Here is a 231-nt window from a genome sequence, read left to right on the forward strand (position 1 = left end):
GAGCCCACCTCCCTGCCCAGAGGCCTTTTGTACACGCTGGCGCTGGGCACCTTCGCCATCGGCACCGAAAGCTTCATGATCGCGGGCCTGCTGCCGCGCATCGCGTCCGACCTGGCCGTGACCGTGACGCAGGCCGGCCTGCTCGTGACGGTCTTCGCATTGACGTATGCGATCGGCGGACCGCTGCTCGCCATCTTCACGAGCGGCTGGCCGCGCCGCACCGTGCTGGTC

General features: G+C 68.8%; 1 protein-coding gene. It reads left to right on the forward strand.

Annotated features, from left to right (window positions below; translation table 11 throughout):
• Window positions 1-27: 27 nt before the first annotated feature.
• Window positions 28-231: MFS transporter (locus ACCD05_RS32135; protein ID WP_413397740.1), on the forward strand; the 204-nt coding region annotated here is incomplete at its 3' end.

This window comes from Rhizobium sp. Rhizsp42 (genome assembly GCF_047304155.1).
Lineage (GTDB): Bacteria > Pseudomonadota > Alphaproteobacteria > Rhizobiales > Rhizobiaceae > Rhizobium.